This window comes from Stenotrophomonas sp. HITSZ_GD, from assembly GCF_029543105.1.
In the GTDB taxonomy this organism is placed as follows: Bacteria; Pseudomonadota; Gammaproteobacteria; order Xanthomonadales; family Xanthomonadaceae; genus Stenotrophomonas_A.
In genome coordinates this window covers 16,788-35,604 of the sequence record NZ_JARQXB010000019.1, presented here as the reverse complement: position 1 = coordinate 35,604, position 18,817 = coordinate 16,788, and the positions used below count along the sequence as shown (strand labels likewise).

At 70.1% G+C, this 18,817-nt stretch carries 20 protein-coding genes; 13 read left to right on the top strand and 7 right to left on the bottom strand.

All coding sequences use genetic code 11. The features are described from left to right. Positions 1–242 precede the first annotated feature (242 nt). Positions 243–1,457: a carbohydrate porin gene (locus P6166_RS15345; protein WP_277765314.1), complete on the top strand. Its 1,215-nt coding sequence runs from the start codon at positions 243–245 to the stop codon at positions 1,455–1,457. Positions 1,458–1,525: 68 nt separating this feature from the next. Here P6166_RS15345 and nth read toward each other — a convergent pair whose 3' ends face one another. Genes nth through P6166_RS15330 form a run of 3 tightly spaced genes read right to left on the bottom strand, consistent with a single transcriptional unit; the run spans position 1,526 to position 3,347 of the window. Next, the gene (gene nth / locus P6166_RS15340) at positions 1,526–2,206 is read right to left on the bottom strand and encodes an endonuclease III (protein ID WP_277765313.1); all 681 of its coding nucleotides are present in this window, start codon (positions 2,204–2,206) and stop codon (positions 1,526–1,528) included. Continuing rightward, positions 2,203–2,568 (bottom strand): hypothetical protein, encoded by a 366-nt coding sequence (locus P6166_RS15335; RefSeq protein WP_277765312.1) that lies wholly within the window; start codon positions 2,566–2,568, stop codon positions 2,203–2,205. The genes nth and P6166_RS15335 overlap by 4 nt, the downstream gene beginning before the upstream one ends. After that, positions 2,568–3,347, bottom strand: a complete 780-nt coding sequence (locus P6166_RS15330; protein WP_277765311.1) for an enoyl-CoA hydratase-related protein — start codon at positions 3,345–3,347, stop codon at positions 2,568–2,570. Before P6166_RS15330 ends, P6166_RS15335 begins: the two co-directional genes overlap by 1 nt. 166 nt (positions 3,348–3,513) lie before the next feature. Between P6166_RS15330 and P6166_RS15325 the strand changes: the two genes are divergently transcribed. The 4 genes from P6166_RS15325 to P6166_RS15310 all read left to right on the top strand — a co-directional run bounded on the left by P6166_RS15325 (position 3,514) and on the right by P6166_RS15310 (position 7,071). Beyond that, the gene (locus P6166_RS15325) at positions 3,514–4,215 is read left to right on the top strand and encodes an FKBP-type peptidyl-prolyl cis-trans isomerase (protein ID WP_277765310.1); all 702 of its coding nucleotides are present in this window, start codon (positions 3,514–3,516) and stop codon (positions 4,213–4,215) included. 162 nt (positions 4,216–4,377) lie between these two features. Next, positions 4,378–5,211, top strand: a complete 834-nt coding sequence (locus tag P6166_RS15320; protein WP_277765328.1) for a CoA pyrophosphatase — start codon at positions 4,378–4,380, stop codon at positions 5,209–5,211. Then, on the top strand, positions 5,208–6,089 hold the full coding sequence (locus P6166_RS15315) for a sulfurtransferase (protein WP_277765309.1): 882 nt from the start codon (positions 5,208–5,210) through the stop codon (positions 6,087–6,089). The genes P6166_RS15320 and P6166_RS15315 overlap by 4 nt, the downstream gene beginning before the upstream one ends. 82 nt (positions 6,090–6,171) lie before the next feature. Beyond that, on the top strand, positions 6,172–7,071 hold the full coding sequence (locus P6166_RS15310) for a DUF1684 domain-containing protein (RefSeq protein WP_277765308.1): 900 nt from the start codon (positions 6,172–6,174) through the stop codon (positions 7,069–7,071). Between the two features lie 9 nt (positions 7,072–7,080). Here P6166_RS15310 and P6166_RS15305 read toward each other — a convergent pair whose 3' ends face one another. After that, positions 7,081–7,638 (bottom strand): N-acetylmuramoyl-L-alanine amidase, encoded by a 558-nt coding sequence (locus P6166_RS15305; protein WP_277765307.1) that lies wholly within the window; start codon positions 7,636–7,638, stop codon positions 7,081–7,083. A gap of 22 nt (positions 7,639–7,660) precedes the next feature. On the opposite strand from P6166_RS15305, the gene P6166_RS15300 reads away from it, so the two are divergent. The 4 genes from P6166_RS15300 (at position 7,661) to rlmKL (ending at position 11,463) form a co-directional block, all read left to right on the top strand. Further along, positions 7,661–8,152, top strand: coding sequence for an MOSC domain-containing protein (locus P6166_RS15300; protein WP_277765306.1), 492 nt, complete (start codon positions 7,661–7,663; stop codon positions 8,150–8,152). Beyond that, positions 8,149–8,676: a hypothetical protein gene (locus tag P6166_RS15295; RefSeq protein WP_277765305.1), complete on the top strand. Its 528-nt coding sequence runs from the start codon at positions 8,149–8,151 to the stop codon at positions 8,674–8,676. The genes P6166_RS15300 and P6166_RS15295 overlap by 4 nt, the downstream gene beginning before the upstream one ends. Further along, positions 8,673–9,182 (top strand): N-acetyltransferase, encoded by a 510-nt coding sequence (locus P6166_RS15290; RefSeq protein ID WP_277765304.1) that lies wholly within the window; start codon positions 8,673–8,675, stop codon positions 9,180–9,182. Before P6166_RS15295 ends, P6166_RS15290 begins: the two co-directional genes overlap by 4 nt. A gap of 142 nt (positions 9,183–9,324) precedes the next feature. Further along, positions 9,325–11,463, top strand: a complete 2,139-nt coding sequence (gene rlmKL / locus P6166_RS15285; protein WP_277765303.1) for a bifunctional 23S rRNA (guanine(2069)-N(7))-methyltransferase RlmK/23S rRNA (guanine(2445)-N(2))-methyltransferase RlmL — start codon at positions 9,325–9,327, stop codon at positions 11,461–11,463. Between the two features lie 28 nt (positions 11,464–11,491). Here rlmKL and P6166_RS15280 read toward each other — a convergent pair whose 3' ends face one another. Together P6166_RS15280 and P6166_RS15275 are read right to left on the bottom strand one after the other, a co-directional pair. Beyond that, entirely contained in the window at positions 11,492–12,802 is a 1,311-nt protein-coding gene (locus P6166_RS15280; RefSeq protein ID WP_277765302.1) for a DUF445 family protein, read from the bottom strand. 46 nt (positions 12,803–12,848) lie between these two features. Further along, positions 12,849–14,216 (bottom strand): aspartate aminotransferase family protein, encoded by a 1,368-nt coding sequence (locus tag P6166_RS15275; RefSeq protein ID WP_277765301.1) that lies wholly within the window; start codon positions 14,214–14,216, stop codon positions 12,849–12,851. 146 nt (positions 14,217–14,362) lie between these two features. Here P6166_RS15275 and P6166_RS15270 point away from each other — a divergent pair, with 146 nt between their 5' ends. The 4 genes from P6166_RS15270 (at position 14,363) to P6166_RS15255 (ending at position 18,285) form a co-directional block, all read left to right on the top strand. Continuing rightward, positions 14,363–14,908 carry a cupin domain-containing protein gene (locus tag P6166_RS15270; RefSeq protein ID WP_277765300.1) on the top strand — a complete coding sequence of 182 codons (546 nt, stop codon included), beginning with the start codon at positions 14,363–14,365 and terminating at the stop codon, positions 14,906–14,908. Positions 14,909–14,928: 20 nt separating this feature from the next. After that, positions 14,929–16,428, top strand: a complete 1,500-nt coding sequence (locus tag P6166_RS15265) for an aldehyde dehydrogenase (RefSeq protein ID WP_277765299.1) — start codon at positions 14,929–14,931, stop codon at positions 16,426–16,428. Positions 16,429–16,518: 90 nt separating this feature from the next. After that, entirely contained in the window at positions 16,519–17,832 is a 1,314-nt protein-coding gene (locus tag P6166_RS15260) for an MFS transporter (RefSeq protein WP_277765298.1), read from the top strand. An 81-nt stretch (positions 17,833–17,913) separates the two neighbouring features. Further along, the gene (locus P6166_RS15255; RefSeq protein WP_277765297.1) at positions 17,914–18,285 is read left to right on the top strand and encodes a YciI family protein; all 372 of its coding nucleotides are present in this window, start codon (positions 17,914–17,916) and stop codon (positions 18,283–18,285) included. 18 nt (positions 18,286–18,303) lie between these two features. Here the strand turns inward: P6166_RS15255 and P6166_RS15250 are convergent, their stop codons facing one another. After that, positions 18,304–18,765 carry a bacteriohemerythrin gene (locus P6166_RS15250; protein ID WP_130318050.1) on the bottom strand — a complete coding sequence of 154 codons (462 nt, stop codon included), beginning with the start codon at positions 18,763–18,765 and terminating at the stop codon, positions 18,304–18,306. Positions 18,766–18,817: the final 52 nt, after the last annotated feature.

Here is an 18,817-nt window from a genome sequence, read left to right as displayed (position 1 = left end):
CCGTGGCGGCGCCATTGAAAGCGGCGTCGATGGCGGTTTGGCGACGGTGGGATGACAGTTCCATGACGGCCCTGTCATGGCGCCGGACGTGCAGGCCACGTGCAGTTTCCATGTGGCTGTCGCGCGGCTGTCATGTTCGAGTCGCCGGAGTGTCACAAATTTTTCGGAAATTTAACGAGGTCGGTGGCCGCCATCACCTGGCACTCACTGCGTAAACCTCTAACCACTCCGGAGAATCTCCAATGCGTTCCAGCTTGCTCGCAACGGCCATCGCCACTGGCCTCGGGCTCACCGCTCTCACTGCCGCCGGCAATGCTCATGCGGCTCCTCCCGCCGTCACCGCCGAGCAGCTGGCGCAGCTGCAGGCCCAGATCGCCTCGCTGCAGGCGCAGGTGGCCGAACTGCAGGCGCAGAACGACGCGCAGTCGGAAGTGAACGTCACCCAGGCCAAGGCCATCGAAGCCACTGCCGATACGCAGAAGACCGTGGACGGCCTGAAGAAGCTCGTCAACGACACCAAGATCGGCGGCCGCATCTTCTTCGACGCCACGCACGTGGACCAGGAGAACAACGGCAAGAAGACCGACGCCACCGGCTACGGCATCGACGTCAAGCGCTTCTACCTGACCGTGGACCACAAGTTCACCGACGTCTGGTCGGCGAACCTGACCACCGACTTCCAGTACCTGTCGGCGATCTCCAACACCGAAGTCTTCGTCAAGAAGGCCTACCTGCAGGGCAAGTTCAGCGACGCGTTCTTCTTCCGCGTCGGTGCGGCCGACATGGCGTGGATTCCGTTCGTCGAGAAGTACTACGGCATGCGCTACGTCGAGAACACCCTGACCGACCGCCTGTCCTACGGCACCTCGTCGGATTGGGGCGTGCACGCCGGCGGCGAGCTGTCCGACAGCATGTTCAACTACGCCGTCTCGGTGGTGAACGGCCGCGGCTACCGCAACCCGAGCCGCAGCGAAGGCATGGACGTGGAAGGCCGCTTCGGCTTCGCGCCGACCCAGAACACGATCATTGCCGTGGGTGGCTACAACGGCAAGCGCGGCCTGGACGTGGAAAGCACCAACCCGCCGCAGACCGCCGAGCGCTGGAACGCGCTGGCCGCCTATGCCTCGCCGAAGTTCCGCGTGGGCGCCGAATACTTCCAGGCCAAGAACTGGGCCGTCACCAACGTGCGCGAGGACAAGGCCGACGGCTACTCCTTCTGGGCGAGCGTGACCCTGACCGACGGCGGCATCACCGCGTTCGGCCGCTACGACAAGGCCAAGCTGAGCAAGGACATCGATCCGAGCCTGGAAGACACCTACTACAACATCGGTGTCGAGTTCCCGGTGGTGAAGGGCTTCAAGCTGGCCACCGTGTACAAGAACACGCATCGCGAGAACAGCACCAGCACCGACGTGAAGACCAACGAGTTCGGCGTGTGGGGCGACGTGTCGTTCTGACGCTGCACGTTTCGGGGTGAGAACGGCGGCGGGGAAGTCCCTGCCGCCGTTTTCTTTTGGGCGCGCGCTCAGGCCGGCGGGGTCTTGTCCGGGTAACGGCACAGGTCGCGGATCACGCACTGCGGGCAGTCGGGCTTGCGCGCCTTGCACACGTAGCGCCCGTGCAGGATCAGCCAGTGGTGGGCGTCCTGCATGAACTCGGCCGGCACCACCTTCATCAGCTTGTCCTCCACCGCGCGCACGTCCTTGCCCGGCGCCAGGCCGGTGCGGTTGGAAACGCGGAAGATGTGTGTGTCCACCGCCAGGGTGGGCTCGCCGAAGGCGGTGTTGAGCACCACGTTGGCGGTCTTGCGGCCCACGCCGGGCAGCGCTTCGAGCGCGGCGCGCTCGCGCGGCACCTCGCCGGCGTACTGCTCGACCAGGATGCGGCACGTCGCGATGACGTTCTTGGCCTTGGCGTTGTACAGGCCGATGGTGGAGATGTAGCGCTTCAGCCCTTCCTCGCCCAGGTCCAGGATCGCCTGTGGCGTATTGGCCACCGGGAACAGCCGGCGCGTGGCCTTGTTGACGCCCACGTCGGTGGCCTGCGCCGAGAGCGTCACCGCCACCAGCAGCTCGAAGGGCGTGGTGTATTCCAGCTCCGTGGTCGGGTGCGGGTTGAGCTCGCGCAGGCGCGAGAACAGTTCGACCACTTCGGCCTTGCTCAAGGTCTTGCCGCGGCGCACGGGCTTGCCAGTGACGGTGCTCATGTCGGCTCGCGGCCTGCCGCGCGCGCCTTGGCGCGCGCGAGGATCGCCGCGGCGGCGGCGGGCAGCGCGGGCACGGCGGGGCGATCCGGCGGCGGCGGCGGTGCGCGGCGGGCTTCGCGTTCGGCGGCGCGGCGGGCCAGGCGTGCCTGGCGCTGGCGGTAGCGTTCGCGCGCGGCCCAGGCGTCGCGCAACCGCGCCTGCGCGGCGAGCAGGCGCTGCGGCAGGTCCGGGTGCGCGGCCTCCAGCGTGTCGTCGCCGGGTTGCGGCAGGTAATCCATCAGCCCTTGGGCGAGCGCCTGGTCGAGGTCGTCGGCCAGCACGCAGGCGAGCAGGGCGCGGGCATCGGGTGACGCGCTGGCCATCAACGTCCCACGAACGCCGGCTTGCGCCGTTCGAGGAAGGCCGAGGTGCCTTCGCGCATGTCTTCGCTGGCGAACATCAGGCCGAACTGCGCCGATTCGAATTCCAGGCCCTCGTCCAGCCCGCATTCGCCGCCGACGATCACCGCGTCGAGGATCGCGCGCAACGCCAGCGGCGCGCTGGCGGCCAGCCGCTCGGCCCACTGGGCCGTGGCCGTTTCCAGCTCGGCTGCCGGCACCACGCGGTTGACCAGGCCCAGCTGGTGCGCGCGCGCCGCATCGATCGGCTCGCCGAGCAGGCACAGCTCCAGCGCCGCGGCGCGGCCGGTCAGGCGCAGCAGGCGCTGGGTACCGCCGAAGCCGGGGATGAGCCCGAGGTTGATTTCCGGCTGGCCGACCTTGGCGGTGTCGGCCGCGATGCGCAGGTGGCAGGCCATCGCCAGTTCCAGCCCGCCGCCGAGCGCGTAGCCGTTGATCATCGCGATCACCGGCTTGGGCATGCGCTCGATGCGCCGCATCAGGCGTTGCCCGACCAGCCCGAAGTCGCGCCCGGCCAACGCAGGCAGGCCGGTCATCTGCGCGATGTCCGCGCCGGCCACGAATGCCTTGGGGCCCGCGCCGGTCAGTACCACCACGCGCACGTCGTCGGCCACGGCGGCCTCGGCGAAGGCGGCATCCAGGGCGAGCAGGGTGTCCTGGTCGAGCGCGTTCAACTTGTCCGGGCGGTTGACGGTGACCGTGAGAATGGCCCCGCGGCGGGTGACGACGACGCTCTCGGACATGGATGAATCTCCAGATAAGTAAAAAAATAGTGAAGGCGGAACTTCCGAAACCCGCACTGGTCTTAGCTTCCAGCGCTGGTAGCGGACCTTCGAAGCGGTCGCTATCCTAGCGCGTCACCTCAGGCGGCAGCCCCGTCCTGTGCCACCACCCTGGAGAATTTTTTCAATGAAGTTGCGTTCGATCGCGGTCGCCGTGGCGGCCCTGGCCCTGACGGGCAATGCGCTGGCCCAGGACACCACGTCCGAGAAAGGCAAGCTGAGCTATTACTTCGGCTACGACTACGGCAACAACCTGGCCGAGCTGACCGGCCGCGGCGAGCAGCTGGACATCAACTCGGTCATCAAGGGCCTGCAGGACGCCTACGCGAAGAAGCAGCCGGCGATCACCGCCGACCAGCTCAAGCCGGCGGTCGAGGCGTTCCAGAAGCGCGAGCAGGGCCGTGCCCAGCAGGCCAAGGCCGAGTACGACAAGGCCGCCGCCGAGAACAAGACCAAGAGCACCCAGTTCCTGGCGCAGAACAAGGCCGCCGCGGGCGTGCAGACGCTGCCGAGCGGCGTGCAGTACAAGGTTCTGGAGAAGGGCACGGGCGCCAAGCCGACCCAGGCCAGCACGGTGCAGCTGGAAGTGGCCGGTCCGTTCCCGTTCGGCCAGCGTCCGGCGCAGGCGCGCCCGGCGCAGCAGATCCCGGCGATGAAGCTGAGCCAGGTCGAGATGCAGGCCATGCGCGATACGCTGCTGCAGATGCCGGCCGGTTCGAAGTGGGAAGTGACGCTGCCGCCGGAACAGGCCTACGGCGCCGACCCGCGCACGCCGTTCCCGCCGAACGTGGCGGTGCAGTTCGAGATCAAGCTGGTGAGCGTGAAGTAATCGCGCTTCTTGCTTGGAGAGGTAGTGAAGGACGCCGGCCGAAAGGCCGGCGTCTTTTTTGTCCGGTTGAGCGCGTGGCGGGGTCGCCCGTGCCTGTCCCGGGCACCCTCAGCCCTCACGCGATCTGATCGGAGATCAAACGCGGACATGGGCGCGGAAACGATTTCGCGCTACGCTCGTGCAGTGACTGTTTCGAAGGATCGCGCGGATCATGTGGTGGCTTCCCCCTGCGTCGGCCAATGCGCGCTCGATGCCGAGCGCCTGTGTCGCGGGTGTCGTCGCCATCTGGATGAAATCGCGCGCTGGTCGTCGATGAGCGAGGAAGAACGCCGCCATCTCGTCGAGGACGTGCTGCCGCTGCGCGCGCCCGCCGCGCGTTTCGAGCTGCAGCTGCGCGAACGCACGCATCTGCTGCGTGCGCTGTACCCGCCGCACGCGGCGCCTGCCGGCCCGGGCTGGAACCACGAGGAACTGGTCGATGTGCTGGCCGGCGGCGTGTCGTCCGAGGCCGCCGTGCTGGCCGGCCTGGTGCCACGCCCGGCGGGCACGCATGTGCTGCTCACGCGGCGCAACGATGCGCTGCGCCACCACGGCGGGCAGGTGAGTTTTCCGGGCGGCCGTATCGAGCCTTCCGATGCCGATGCCGCCGCCGCCGCGCTGCGCGAAAGCTGCGAGGAAATCGCGCTGCCGCCCGCGCAGGCCAGCGTGCTCGGCTACCTGGACCCGTTCCTGACCGTCAGCGGCTTTCGCGTCACCCCGGTGGTGGCGGTGATCGACCCTGCGTTCGTGCCGGTGCCGCAGCCCGACGAGGTGGCCGAGGTGTTCGAGGTGCCGCTCGCCTTCCTGATGGACCCCGGCAACCTGCGCAGCATCGATATCGAATTCCGCGGCCGCCCGCGCCGGGTACTGGAATACGCCTGGCCCGGCCAGCGCATCTGGGGCGCCACCGCCGCCATCCTGCTCAACCTGCGTCGCCGCCTGGAGCACACCGCATGATCGATTGGCAGACCCTCGTCGACCCGGCCACGCTCGCCACCGCGCTGGGCCACGCCGACCTGCGCATCGTCGATGCGCGTTTCGCCCCGGCCACGGTGGACGATCCCGATTTCGGCCGCCGCGCCTACGCCCAATCCCACCTGCCCGGTGCGGTGTACGCGGATCTCAACCGCGAGCTGTCCGATCTCTCGCGCAGCGGCCTGGGCCGCCATCCGCTGCCGCACGATGCGGATTTCGCCGCCGCGGTGGGGCGCTGGGGTATCACGCCCAACAGCCAGGTGGTGGTCTACGACGCCGCCGACGGCAGCATGGCCGCCGCGCGGCTGTGGTGGCTGCTGCGCCTGCTGGGGCATCGCCGCGTGGCCGTGCTCGATGGCGGCCTGGCCGCGTGGCGCGCCGCGGGCCTGGCCGAAAGCACGCAGCCGGGCGCGTATCCGCCCGCCCCGCCGTATCCCGCGCGCCTGGACATGCGCCAGGTGGCCGATGCCGACGAAGTGGCGCGCCGCGCCGGCGACGCGCCGGGCTGGCTGATCGACGTGCGTTCGCCGGAGCGGTTCGCGGGTCAATCCGAGCCGATCGACCGCGTCGCCGGCCATGTGCCCGGCGCCATCAACCGCCCGCTCCCGTTGAGCCTGTCCGAGGGGCGCTTCCTGCCGCCGGCGCAGCTGCGCGAGGACCTGTTACCGCGCCTGGGCGGCCATGCGCCGCACGAGGTGGTGCTGATGTGCGGCTCGGGCGTCACCGCGTGCCACACCCTGCTGGCGATGGAGGCGGCCGGCTTGTCCGGCGCGCGCGTGTACGCCGGCTCCTGGAGCGGCTGGATCAGCGATCCCGAACGACCCGTCGCGACCACCGGCGTCCCGTCTGCGGCACAATAGCCGCTGGCGACCGCAGCCGGCAGGGGCCGGAGCGAATCTCGGGGGCGGTGCGATGCGTTGGCGGGCGTGGGCCGTATGTGGCATGGCGATGGTGGGGGCGGCATGTTCCGATGGCGCGGGTACCGCGACGTCGGGGTCCGCGCTGCTCGGCGGCGCCGAAACCGACCGCTACACCGCGCAAATCGAGAAGTGGCGCCAGGCGCGCCTGGCCGCGTTGCGCGCGCCCGATGGCTGGCTCAGCTACACCGGCTCCGGCCGCCTGCGGCCGGGCAGCTATCGCGTCGGCACGGCCGCGGACAACGACATCGGGCTGTCCTCCGGGCCGCCGCGGCTGGGCCTGCTCACCGTGGAGGAAGGGCGCATCCGCTTCGAGGCCGCGCGCGGCGTGGACGTGCGCCTGCGCGGGCAGCCAGTCGGCCAGGTGCAACTGGTGCCGGAGGAAGCCGGGCGCAAGGCCGATCGCCTCGACGTGGGCGGCAGCCAGTTCTACGTGGTGCGTACCGGCCCGGTGTACGGCTGGCGCTTCCGCGATCCCGGCGCGCCCGCGCGGCACCTGCTGTCGGGGATCGAGCATTTCCCGGTCGATCCGCGCTGGCGCGTCAACGCGCGCTGGCAGCCTTACGCCAAGCCGCGCCCGATCACCCTGCTGACATCCATCGGCACGCCGCTGGCGGCGTGGATTCCCGGCGAGGCGGTGTTTGAGCGCGACGGCCACCAGTACCGGCTGCATCCGGTGACCCAGCCCAACGACACCAAGCTGTTCTTCATCTTCTCCGACCGCACCAGCGGCAAGGAGACCTATGGCGGCGCGCGCTACCTGTTCGTCGAGCCGCCGGCCGATGGCGTGCTGGTGCTCGATTTCAACCGCGCCGAGAACCCGCCGTGCGCGCTCACCCCGCACCTGGTGTGCCCGATCGCGCCCCCCGCCAACCGGCTGGACCTGGCGGTCAACGCGGGCGAGAAGACCTACATCGCCAACTGAGCGCGCGCCTCAACCCGATGCGCCATCGAACACCGCGCGCACGCGCGGCCAGGGGAAACGGGGGCCGGGGTCGAGCTTGCGCCGCACCTGCACCGAGGGATCGTCGCTGGCCGCTTCCAACGCGGTGTCCAGCGCGTCGTGCCCGGCGATCTCCTCCAGCGCAGGCAACTCGGCGCGCAGCCAGCGCAGCAGGTTTTCCAGGGCGAGCAGCTGCGCCTGCGGGTAATCCTCGTCCATCGCCTGGTGGCGCGAATCCAGCCAGTGCGGGTAGCGCCCGCGGTTGACCAGCTCGATGCCCACCGAGTGCGCGTTGTGCCCGCGCACGTGGTGGGCCACGCGCTCCAGCGCCACGTACTGCTCCACGCGGCCATCGCGGTCGATATAGAAATGGCCGCTGTTGCCGGTACCGTTGGCGTAGCGCGCGCGCTCGCCGTATTCGCGCGCCATCGCCAGGTCCGGCAGCTCGGTGCAGTGGATCACCACCAGGCGGATGTCGCCGCGTTCGCGCAGGTCCAGTTGTGCCTCGTAGGGCAGGGGTGCGGCGTGGATCCAGGTCGGTGTCGGCATGCGCGGATGCTAGCATTCGCGCATGCCCCTGAACCCCGAAAGCCCGCTCGCCCGGTTTATGGCGAACCTGCCGCAACGTGGACGCGTCGACTGGATCGGCGTGCGTCCGGCGCGCGCCATTCCGATGCGCACCGTCGAGGAAATCGAAGCATTCGCCGGGGGCGGTTTGGCCGGCGACCGCTACCAGGGGGGCAGCGGCAAGCGCGGCGTCACCCTCATCCAGGCCGAGCACCTGCCGGCGATCGCCGCGCTGTCCGGGCACGCGGTCGTCGCGCCGGCCACGCTGCGGCGCAACCTGGTCGTCTCCGGCATTCCGCTGGTCGCGCTGAAGGGCCGGCGGTTCCGCATCGGCGATGTGGAGCTGGAAGGCACCGCGCCGTGCGATCCCTGCTCGCGCATGGAGGACGCGCTCGGCCCGGGCGGCTACAACGCGATGCGTGGCCACGGCGGGCTGTGCGCGCGCATCCTGCGCGGCGGCACCGTGCGGGTGGGCGACGAGGTACAGGCGCTGTGAGCCGCGGCCATTGCATCCTCTCGCACGGCTTCGAGAGCGGCCCGGACGCCACCAAGGTCACCGCGCTGGCCGAGGTCGCCGAACGTCTCGGCTGGACCCACGAACGGCCGGACTACACCGACCTGGACGCGCGCCGCGAGGTCAGCGTGGTCGGTGACGTGGAAGCGCGCTGGCAGCGCCTGCTCGACCGCGCGCGCATCGCCGCCGCCCGAGGGCCGCTGGTGCTGGCCGGCTCCAGCCTGGGCGCGTACATCGCCGCGCAGGTGTCGTTGCAGGTGCCCATCGCCGCGCTGTTCCTGATGGTGCCGCCCACTCGCATGGGCCCGCTGCCGGCGCTGGACGCGGCCGACGTGCCGATCTCCGTGGTGCATGCCTGGCACGACGAGCTGATTCCGGCGGCGGAGATCATCGCCTGGGCGCAGCAGCGCTCGGCGCGGCTGCTGCTGGTCGACGACACGCACCGGCTGGCCGCTCATGTCGAAACGTCGGCGCAGGCGTTCGAAAGCCTGCTGCGCGCGGTATGAGCATGGAAGGCATCGTTTACCGTCCGGCCGTGCCGGCCGATTTCGAGGCGATCGAGGTGCTGACGCTGGTCGCCTACTTCGACCTGCCCGAGAGCCGGCACGACGAACACGCCGCGATTGCCACGCTGCGCCAGGACAGTGCGCTGTCCGCCTCGTGGGTCGCCGAGCACGAGAGCTACATCGTCGGCCACCTGGCCGCCTCGCCGGTGACGCTCTCCGACGGCGGGCGCGGCTGGCACGCGCTGGGGCCGATGGCGGTAGGGCCGGGCCACCGCGGCCACGGCCTGGGCGGCCAGTTGCTGCGCCACGTGCTGGCGCAACTGGAAGGCACCGGCGCGGCGGGCTGCGTGATCGCCGCCGGCCCGCGGGCGCTGTTCCAGGCCGCCGGCTTCGCACCCGAACCCGGCCTCACCCTGGACGGCCAGCCGCTGCTGGCGCGGGCGTTCGGCGACCGCCTGCCGCCGCTGGCCGAGGTCGCGCTGCATCCGGCGCTCGCCGGCGGTTGAGGCGGCCGCGCGCCGCCGCACTGGCAATGCGGGGCCCGATGGCCGAACATGCGCCCCTCCCGCGCGGCCCGGCCTGATCGCCGCCGCTCCCTTCACGGCCGGCCAGCTACAACGGCCCGGCCCATCGCGATCCGCTGACCACGTGAAATTCTTCGCATCCTGCGCCAAGGGCCTGGAGTACCTGCTGGCCGACGAACTGTCGGCGCTGGGCGCCGCCAAGGCGACCGCCACCATCGCCGGCGTCAACGCCGAGGGCAGCCTGGCCGATGCCCAGCGCGCCGTGCTGTGGTCGCGCCTGGCCAGCCGCGTGCTGTGGCCGCTGGCCGAATTCGACTGCCCCGACGAGGTCGCGCTGTACGACGGCGTGTTCGCCGTGGACTGGGCCGCGCACCTGGCGCCGGGCCACACCCTGGCGGTGGACGCGCACGTGTCGGGCACGGCGATCACCCATGCGCGCTACGCCGCGCAGCGCATCAAGGACGCGGTCGTGGACCGCATGCGCCAGCAGGGCCTGGAGCGGCCCTCGGTGGACGTGGAGCAGCCGGACCTGCGCTTGAACCTGTCGCTGCGCAAGGGCCGCGCCGTGCTCTCGGTGGACCTCGGCGGCGGCGCGCTGCACCGGCGCGGCTGGCGCCAGGCGCAAAACGAAGCCCCGCTGAAGGAAAACCTCGCCGCCGCCGTGCTGATGCGCGGCGGCTGGCCCAAGGCCTACCACGAAGGCGGCGGCCTGCTGGACCCGATGTGCGGCAGCGGCACGCTGCTGATCGAAGGCGCGCTGATGGCCGCCGATGTCGCGCCCGGATTGCAGCGCCACGGCACCACGGTGCCGAGCCGCTGGCGCGGCTTCGACCGCGGCGCGTGGGAAGTGCTGGTGCACGAGGCGCGAGGCCGCGAGCGCATCGGCCGCGCCGGGCTGCGCCACGCCTTCCACGGCAGCGACCTGGACCCGCGCGCCATCGCCAACGCGCGCGAGAACGCCGAAGTGGCCGGCGTTGCCGCCGCCCTGCAACTGCGCGTGCTCGACGTGGCCGCGCTGGCCTCGCCGCCGGAAGCGCAGGGCTTGGCGGTCTGCAACCCCCCGTACGACGAGCGCCTGGCCGCCGACGCCGCGCTCTACCGCCAGCTCGGCACCGCCTTGCGCCGCGCGGTGCCGACCTGGCGCGCCAGCCTGCTGTGCGGCGATGCCGAACTGGCGATGGCCACCGGCCTGCGCGCGAACAAGCGCTACCAGTTGTTCAACGGCGCCATCGAATGCGCGCTGATCGTCTGCGACCCGATCGCACCACCGCAACGCGAAGTGTCCGATGAGCCGCGCGCGCTGAGCGAAGGCGCGCAGATGGTGGCCAACCGCCTGCGCAAGAACCTGCAGAAGCTGAAGAAGTGGCGCGCGCGCGAGCAGGTCGAATGCTTCCGCGCCTACGACGCGGACCTGCCCGAATACGCCGCCGCCATCGACGTCTACGAAGAGGCAGACGGTGCCCGCCGCACCTTCCTGCACGTGCAGGAATACGCCGCCCCGGCGACCATTCCCGAAGCGGACGTGCGCCGTCGCCGCAACGAGTTGCTGGCGGCCGCGCGCGAGGTATTCCAGGTGCCGGCCGAGCAACTGGCGCTGAAGTCGCGCGAGCGTGGCAAGGGCGGCAGCAAGTACGGCCGCTTCGAACAGCGCGGCGAGTTCATCCACGTGCGCGAGCATGCCGCGCTGTTGCAGGTGAACCTGTTCGACTACCTGGACACCGGCCTGTTCCTGGATCATCGTCCGCTGCGCGGGCAGATGGCGGCGCAGTCACGCGGGCGGCGCTTCCTCAACCTGTTCTGCTACACCGGCGTGGCCAGCGTGGAAGCGGCGGTGGCCGGCGCGAGCGCGACGACCAGCGTGGATCTTTCCGGCACGTACCTGGAATGGTGCGCGCGCAACCTCGCGCTCAACGGGCACGGCGGGGCGCGCCACCAGCTGGTGCAGGCCGATGCGCTGGCCTGGCTGGAGGCCGAACGCGGCCAGTACGACGTGATCTTCTGCGACCCGCCGACGTTCTCCAACTCCGCGCGGGCGGAGGATTTCGACGTGCAGCGCGAGCATGTGCGCCTGCTGCGCGCGGCCATGGCGCGGCTGGCGATGGGCGGCGTGCTGTACTTCTCCAACAACTTCCGCCGCTTCAAGCTGGAAGAGAACGCGATCGCCGAGTTCGCGCGCTGCGAGGAGATCAGCGCCAAGACCCTCGATCCGGATTTCGAGCGCAATGCGCGCATCCACCGGGCGTGGCGGTTGACGCATCCGTGAGCGGCAGGGCGTCGGCCGGCGGGAGCGCCTAGCCCGCGCCCCATGCCGGCAACCCCACCGACAACGCATGCAGCAGCAGCCCGATCAAGCCGCCGACCAGCGTGCCGTTGAAACGGATGTACTGCAGGTCGCGCCCGACGCTCAGTTCGAGCTGGTCCACCAGGTGGCGCTCATCCCAGCCTTTCATCGTCGAGGCGATGTGCTCGGTGACCGAGCTGCGCAGCCGCGTGCTGAGCCGCCCGGCGGCGTCGAGCATGTGCGTGTTGAGCGCTTCGCGCAGCGAGGGATCGCGGCCCAGCGCCTGGCCCAGCCCCCGCAGCGATTGCTCCAGGTGCCGGGCGATCGCCGAATCCGCGCGCTCCAGGTCCTGCCGCAGCGCGGCGTGGATGCGCGCCCATAGGCCCTGGATGTATTCCTGCAGGGCCGGGTGGTCGATCGCCTGCTGCTTGAGTTCTTCCACCCGCGCGGCCAGCTGCGGGTCTTCGCGCAGGCGCACCACATAGGCCTGCAGCCAGCGCTCGTAGTCCTGCCGCAGCGGATGCTCCGGGGTGGTCAGCACTTGTTGCAGTTCTTCCAGCGCGGCGCGGGCGAGGCGCTCGGCGAGGCTGTCGCCGATCTCCTCCACCGGTTTCACCCAGTCCACCGTGTCCATCAGCTTGGGCCATTCGCGCCGGGCGTAGCGCACGATCAGCGCCGACACGCGCGCCTTGACCGACTCGTTGTCCAGCCAGCCCCCCAGCCGCTGCAGGGCTTCGTCCAGCAGCCGCTGGTGGCGGCCGTCGGCGGTGAGCAGGCCGAGCACGTCGCCGGCGGTCGCCGCGGCGTTCCATTGCCGCAGGCGTTCGACGACGAAGCGCTGGATCGCGCGCCGCACGGCGCGTTCGTCGAGCAGGTCCAGCGCCTGCAGCAACCAGCCGCGGCCCATGTCCGCCAGCATGCGCGACTGCGCCGGCTGGGCCAGCCACTGTGCCAGGCGCTCGGCCGGGTCGAACGCGCGCAGCTTCTCCAGCAAGGTGTCCGGCGCGAGGAAGTGGTCGCGCACGAAGGCGGCCAGGCCATCGGCGAGGCGATCCTTGCCGCGCGGCAAGATCGCGGTGTGCGGGATCGGCAGGCCGAGCGGGCGGCGGAACAACGCCACCACGGCGAACCAATCGGCCAGCGCGCCGACGGTAGCCGCCTCGCAGAAGGCCGCCAGCCACGCCCAGCCGCCCTGCTGGCCCATCAGGTGGCTGAGCACGAAGCCGGCGAGCATCAGCAGCAACAGGCCGGTGGCCAGGGCACGCATGCGCCGCAATTCGGCGCGGCGGGGATCGGGATCGGTGAGGACGCGCGTCGTCATGCGCCGCAGTGTACGCAGGCGCGCATGACGCGGCCGTGCAACGCCGTCATGCCACCTTCTGGATCGTCTCGCCCAGCACGTTGACGATGCGGTCGATCTGCGCGGGGGTGATGATCAGCGGCGGCGAAAGGGCGAGGGTGTCCCCGGTGACGCGCACCAGCAGGTCGCCCTCGTGGAAGGCGCGCTCGAACACCTCGTAGCCGCGCGCGCCCGGGGCGCCTTCGCGCGGGGCCAGTTCGATGGCGCCGATCAGCCCGAAATTGCGCAGGTCGATCACGTTCGGCAACCCTTTCAGCGAGTGGATCGCCTGTTCCCAGTGCGGGCCCAGCTCGATGGCGCGTTCGAACAACTGCTCCTCGGCATAGGTGTCCAACGCCGCGAGCGCGGCCGCGCACGCCAGCGGATGGCCGGAGTAGGTGTAGCCGTGGAAGAACTCGATCGCGCCCGGCGGGCCTTCCATGAAGGCCTGGTGCACTGCGTCAGCCACGAACACCGCGCCCATCGGCACGCTGCCGTTGGTGAGCCCCTTGGCGGTGGTCATCAGGTCAGGGGTGACGCCGAAGCGCTGCGCGGCGAAGGCCTTGCCCACGCGGCCGAAGCCGGTGATCACCTCGTCGAACACCAGCAGGATGCCGTGGCGGTCGCAGATGTCGCGCAGCCGCTGCAGGTAGCCTTCCGGCGGCAACACCACGCCGGCCGAACCGCTGATCGGCTCGACGAACACCGCGGCGATGGTCGAGGCATCGTGCAGGGCGATCAAGCGTTCCAGGTCCTCGGCCAGCTCCACGCCATGCTTGGGCAGGCCCGGCGTGAACGCATTGCGCGGCAGGTCCAGCGTGTGGCGCAGGTGGTCCACGCCGGCGAGCAGCGGTCCGAACCATTTGCGGTTGTTCGGCAACCCGCCGATGGACATGCCGCCGAATCCCACGCCGTGGTAGGCCTTCTCGCGGCCGATGAACTTGATGCGCTGCCCCTCGCCGCGCGCGCGGTGGTAGGCCAGGGCGATCTTCATCGCGCTGTCCACCGCCTCCGAGCCGGAGTTGGTGAAGAACACGTGGTGCAGGCCCGGCGGGGCGATCTGCGCCAGCCGCTCGGCCAGCACGAACGGCAGCGGCGAGCCCATCTGGAACGTGGGCGCGAAATCGAGCGTGGCCGCCTGCTGCTGGATCGCCGCCACGATGCGCTCGCGTGCGTGCCCGGCGTTGCAGCACCACAGGCCCGCCGCGCCGTCGAGGATCTGCCGCCCCTGCACGTCGCGGTAGTACATGCCCTGCGCCGAGGCCAGCAGGCGCGGGCGCGCCTTGAACTGGCGGTTGGCGGTGAAGGGCATCCAGAACGCCTCCATCGAGGCCGGCGCCTGCAGCGACTGGCGGGCGTACTCGCCCTCGGGGCGATGCGAGGAATCACTGCCCATGACGTGCTCCCGGTAGGCCGGCCGCGCCGGCGGGTCGTTGAAAAAACTTTACACCACCCCGGCCGGCGGCGGCAGGTTGCGCGGCGCGGGGCGTCGGTGTGTAAAGTATCCGCAACACGACAGGCCCGGGGTCGATCCACAAGGCAATGGATATCGGAGCACGCCTGCAACTGGTGCGCACCGGGCGCGGCCTGAGCCAGCGCGAGCTGGCCAAGCGCGTCGGGGTCACCAACAGCACGATCTCGCTGATCGAGCAGAACAAGGTCAGCCCGTCGGTGGCCTCGTTGAAGAAGGTGCTGGACGGCATCCCCATTTCGCTGGCCGACTTCTTCACCCACGACCTGGAGATCGCCGCCGACACGCCCTTCTACGCGGCCGCCGAGCAGCCGGACGTGGGCAACGACGGCATCCATTACTTCCTCGTCGGCCAGCGCCGCCCGCAGCGCCGCATGTGCATCCTGCGCGAGGTGATGCCGCCGGGCAGCGATACCGGCGAGAGCATGCTCAACCACGAGGGCGAGGAGGGCGGGGTCATCGTCGCCGGCACCGTGGAAGTCACCGTCGGCCACCAGGTGCGCGTGCTGCGCGCCGGCGAGGCCTATTACTTCGAAAGTCGGGTGCCGCACCGGTTCCGCAACGTCGGCGACGACGAGGCGGTGATCGTCAGCGCCAACACCCCGGCCACGTTCTGAACCCGCTCCGGAGACACGCCATGTCCACGCCCCAGACCCGAGACGATTGGCAGGCCCTGGCCGACGCCTTGCGCCCGGAAACGCGCGCCTTCATCGACGGCCGCTACGTGGAGGCCGCCAACGGCGCCAGCTTCGAATGCCGCAGCCCGATCGACGGCCGCCTGCTGGGCCGCATCGCCAAATGCGGCGAGGAAGACATCAACCGCGCCGTCGCCGCCGCGCGGCGCAGTTTCGAATCCGGCGCGTGGTCGCGCGCCACGCCGGTGCACCGCAAGCGCACCGTGCAGAAGTTCGCCCAGCTGGTGGAAGCGCACGCGGACGAGCTGGCGCTGCTGGAAACGCTGGACATGGGCAAGCCGGTGCGCGACGCGCGCCGCGTGGACCTCCCCGCCAGCGTGCGCTGCCTGAACTGGACCGCCGAGGCGATCGACAAGGTGTATGGCGAAGTGGCGCCGACCGGCATCGACGAACTCGGCCTGATCACCCGCGAACCGCTCGGCGTGGTGGGCGCGATCGTGCCGTGGAATTTCCCGTTGCTGATGGCGTGCTGGAAGATCGCCCCGGCGCTGGCGGCCGGCAATTCGGTGGTGCTCAAGCCATCAGAGAAATCGCCATTGAGCGCGATCCGCGTGGCCGCGCTGGCGGCCGAGGCGGGCATCCCGGACGGCGTGTTCAACGTGGTGCCGGGCACCGGCAAGGGCGCCGGCGAGCCGCTGGCGCTGCACATGGACGTGGATGGCCTGGTGTTCACCGGCTCCACCGCGGTGGGGCGCCGGCTGCTGCAATGCGCCGGCCTGTCGAACATGAAACGCGCCTACATGGAATGCGGCGGCAAGAGCCCGAACTTGGTGTTCGCCGATGCGCCGGACCTGGACCGCGCCGCCGAAGCGGCGGCCAGCGCGATCTTCTACAACCAGGGCGAGGTATGCACCGCCGGCTCGCGGCTGCTGGTGGAACGCTCGATCAAGGACGAGTTCGTCACGCGCGTGGTCGCCGCCGGGCGCGCCATGCAGCCGCGCCACCCGTTCGACCCGGAGGCGGCGATGGGCGCGCTGGTAGACGACACCCAGGCCGCGCGCGTGCTCGACTACATCGCCCGCGGCACCGCCGAGGGCGCGCGCCTGCTGCTCGGCGGCAAGCGCGCCGACGTGGTGGAGGGGGGCAGCTACGTCGAGCCGACGGTCTTCGACGAGGTTGCCCCGGAGCATGCCATCGCGCGCGAGGAAATCTTCGGCCCGGTGCTGGCGGTGATGGCCTTCGACGACGAGGCGCAGGCGCTGCGCATCGCCAACGACAGCGAATACGGGCTGGCCGCGGGCGTGTGGACGCGCGACATCTCGCGCGCGCATCGCGTGGCCCGCGCGCTGCGCGCCGGCAGCGTGTGGGTGAATTACTGGGACGGCGGTGACATGACCGCCCCGTTCGGTGGCTACAAGCAGTCCGGCAACGGGCGCGACAAGTCGCTGCATGCGTTCGACAAGTACACCGAGATGAAAGCTACCTGGATCAACCTGGCCTGAGGTCCGCGCGATGGTTGCGGACGCAACGGTAACGGGCAGGGCGCGCGATGATCTGACAGAATCCGGCGATCGTTCCGCATCGAATCATCCATGAGCGTTGCCGCCGTTCCCGCCCCGCCCGCCAATTCCACGCGGCGCGTGCTGCTGGCCAGTCTGGTCGGTACCACGATCGAGTTCTTCGACTTCTACATCTACGCCACCGCCGCGGTGCTGGTGTTCCCGACCCTGTTCTTCCCGGCCGGCGATGCCAGCGCCGCGCGCCTGCAATCGCTGGCGACCTTCGCGGTGGCCTTCATTGCCCGCCCGGTGGGCTCGGCGTTGTTCGGCCACTTCGGCGACCGCATCGGCCGCAAGGCCACGCTGGTGGCCGCGTTGCTGACGATGGGCATCTCCACGGTGACCATCGGCCTGCTGCCGGGCTATGCGCAGATCGGCGTGTGGGCGCCGGCGCTGCTGGCGCTGTGCCGTTTCGGCCAGGGCCTGGGCCTGGGCGGAGAATGGGGCGGCGCGGTGCTGCTGGCGACCGAGAATGCACCGCCCGGCAAGCGCGCCTGGTACGGCATGTTCCCGCAGTTCGGCGCGCCGCTGGGGTTCCTGCTCTCCACCTCGACCTTCCTGTTGTTGGGCGGCGTGCTGAGCGATGCGCAGTTCATCGCCTGGGGCTGGCGCATTCCCTTCATCGCCAGCGCGTTGCTGGTGCTGGTGGGCCTGTGGGTGCGGCTGAGCATCACCGAGACGCCGGATTTCCAGCGTGCCATCGACCGCGCCGAGCGCGTGCGCCTGCCGCTGCGCACGGTGCTGTCGCGCCACGCGGCTGAAGTGGTGCTGGGCACGCTGGCGACGTTCGCCACCTTCGCGCTGTTCTACCTGATGACGGTGTGGGCGCTGGGCCATGGCACGGCGAAGCTGGGGTACCCGAAGGAAGCATTCCTGTTGCTGCAGATGGCCGGCATCGTGTTCTTCGCGCTGGGCATTCCGGTATCGGCGCGGTGGGGCGACCGTGGCGGCACCGCGCCGGCAATGATCATCGCCAGCGCGTGCATCATCGCCTTCGGGCTGTGCTTCGCGCCGCTGTTCGTGGCCGGAGACGCGCTGCGCGTGCTGGTGTTCCTGGCGGTGGGTTTTTTCTTCATGGGCCTGACCTACGGCCCGTGCGGGACGCTGCTGGCCCAGCTGTACCCGGTGCAGGTGCGGTATACCGGGGCGTCGCTGTCGTTCAACCTGGCCGGGATTCTGGGGGCCGCGCCGGCGCCTTATATCGCCACCACGCTGGCCGAGCGATATGGGTTGGCGGCGGTGGGGGCGTATCTGGCGGTGGTGGCGGCGATCAGTCTGGGCGCGTTGGTGGTTTCGCGGCGGTATTTGGGGACAGTCTCAGAGGTCCAGCCATCCACACTGCGGTAATCAGCCGGGAAGCGCGCCAGGCGTCTGTCGATGATCGAGGTGCAATTTCGTCGTCCAGGTATCCCAACTTCAGGATCACCCATGAAATACCTCGGCCTCGCTTACTTCACTCCCGAAAAGATGTCCGCCATGACCCCGGAAGAGGTCAAAGCCCTCGTCAGCCAATGCCCCGCGCTGGACGAGAAGATGCGCGCCACGGGCAAGGTTCGGGTATCCGCTTCGCTCGGCGACCTGGAAGGCTGGCGCACGCTGCTCCCGCGCGATGGCAGGACGCAGGTCGTGGACGGTCCCTACACCGAATCCAAGGAGTTGGTCGGCGGGCTCTTCATCATCGAGGCCGACACCCACGACGATGCGCTGCGCGTCGCATCAATGCATCCGGCCGCGAACGTCGGGGCGCAGGCCGGCTGGGCCGTCGAACTCATCCCCATCGATTTCTACCTGGGCGACTGACCCGCCACCCCCGCGGCCTCACCCAAACAACCGCCGCAACGTGCGCGACAACCACCGCCCTTCCTCATGCTCGCGCGTGAAGCGGTTGAGATGCCGCTTCACCGTCTCGGCATAGGCCTGGTCATCGCCGCGGATATGGTTGAACAGCCATCGCGCCAGCATCGCGCGCAGCTCGTCGGCGATGTCCTCGCCGGCGGCGAAGCGCAGCCGGTACTCCATCACCCGCTTGCCGAATACCTCGTGTACGCGTTTGTGCGCGGCGCAGAACGGGTAGCCCGCTTCCTCCATCAGCTCCTCCTCGAAGGCGAAGTGCGAGAGCGTGTAGTCCACCAGTTCGTCGATCACCTCGGCCACCGCCATCGGCTCCAGGCTGTGCCGCGCCACGTGCAGGTGGTTGATCATCTCCACGATGCGCTGGTGCTGGTGATCGATCACCTCGATGCCGGTGTTGAGTTCGTCCTGCCAGGTCAGCAGCGCCATCGTCCTTCCCCTCTTCTGTGAGCGGGGCCAGCATGGCGGTGCGACGAAAGCG

Bases quoted from the DNA above. Each gene is read 5' to 3' on its own strand.
- P6166_RS15345 (WP_277765314.1), top strand. From the start codon at position 243: ATGCGTTCCAGCTTGCTCGCAACGGCCATCGCCACTGGCCTCGGGCTC.
- P6166_RS15255 (WP_277765297.1), top strand. From the start codon at position 17,914: ATGAAATACCTCGGCCTCGCTTACTTCACTCCCGAAAAGATGTCCGCC.
- P6166_RS15275 (WP_277765301.1), bottom strand. From the start codon at position 14,216: ATGGGCAGTGATTCCTCGCATCGCCCCGAGGGCGAGTACGCCCGCCAG.
- P6166_RS15305 (WP_277765307.1), bottom strand. From the start codon at position 7,638: ATGCCGACACCGACCTGGATCCACGCCGCACCCCTGCCCTACGAGGCA.
- P6166_RS15315 (WP_277765309.1), top strand. From the start codon at position 5,208: ATGATCGATTGGCAGACCCTCGTCGACCCGGCCACGCTCGCCACCGCG.
- P6166_RS15300 (WP_277765306.1), top strand. From the start codon at position 7,661: ATGCCCCTGAACCCCGAAAGCCCGCTCGCCCGGTTTATGGCGAACCTG.
- P6166_RS15250 (WP_130318050.1), bottom strand. From the start codon at position 18,765: ATGGCGCTGCTGACCTGGCAGGACGAACTCAACACCGGCATCGAGGTG.
- P6166_RS15280 (WP_277765302.1), bottom strand. From the start codon at position 12,802: ATGACGACGCGCGTCCTCACCGATCCCGATCCCCGCCGCGCCGAATTG.
- P6166_RS15265 (WP_277765299.1), top strand. From the start codon at position 14,929: ATGTCCACGCCCCAGACCCGAGACGATTGGCAGGCCCTGGCCGACGCC.
- P6166_RS15290 (WP_277765304.1), top strand. From the start codon at position 8,673: ATGAGCATGGAAGGCATCGTTTACCGTCCGGCCGTGCCGGCCGATTTC.
- P6166_RS15335 (WP_277765312.1), bottom strand. From the start codon at position 2,568: ATGGCCAGCGCGTCACCCGATGCCCGCGCCCTGCTCGCCTGCGTGCTG.
- P6166_RS15330 (WP_277765311.1), bottom strand. From the start codon at position 3,347: ATGTCCGAGAGCGTCGTCGTCACCCGCCGCGGGGCCATTCTCACGGTC.
- P6166_RS15260 (WP_277765298.1), top strand. From the start codon at position 16,519: ATGAGCGTTGCCGCCGTTCCCGCCCCGCCCGCCAATTCCACGCGGCGC.
- P6166_RS15310 (WP_277765308.1), top strand. From the start codon at position 6,172: ATGGCGATGGTGGGGGCGGCATGTTCCGATGGCGCGGGTACCGCGACG.
- P6166_RS15270 (WP_277765300.1), top strand. From the start codon at position 14,363: ATGGATATCGGAGCACGCCTGCAACTGGTGCGCACCGGGCGCGGCCTG.
- nth (WP_277765313.1), bottom strand. From the start codon at position 2,206: ATGAGCACCGTCACTGGCAAGCCCGTGCGCCGCGGCAAGACCTTGAGC.
- P6166_RS15325 (WP_277765310.1), top strand. From the start codon at position 3,514: ATGAAGTTGCGTTCGATCGCGGTCGCCGTGGCGGCCCTGGCCCTGACG.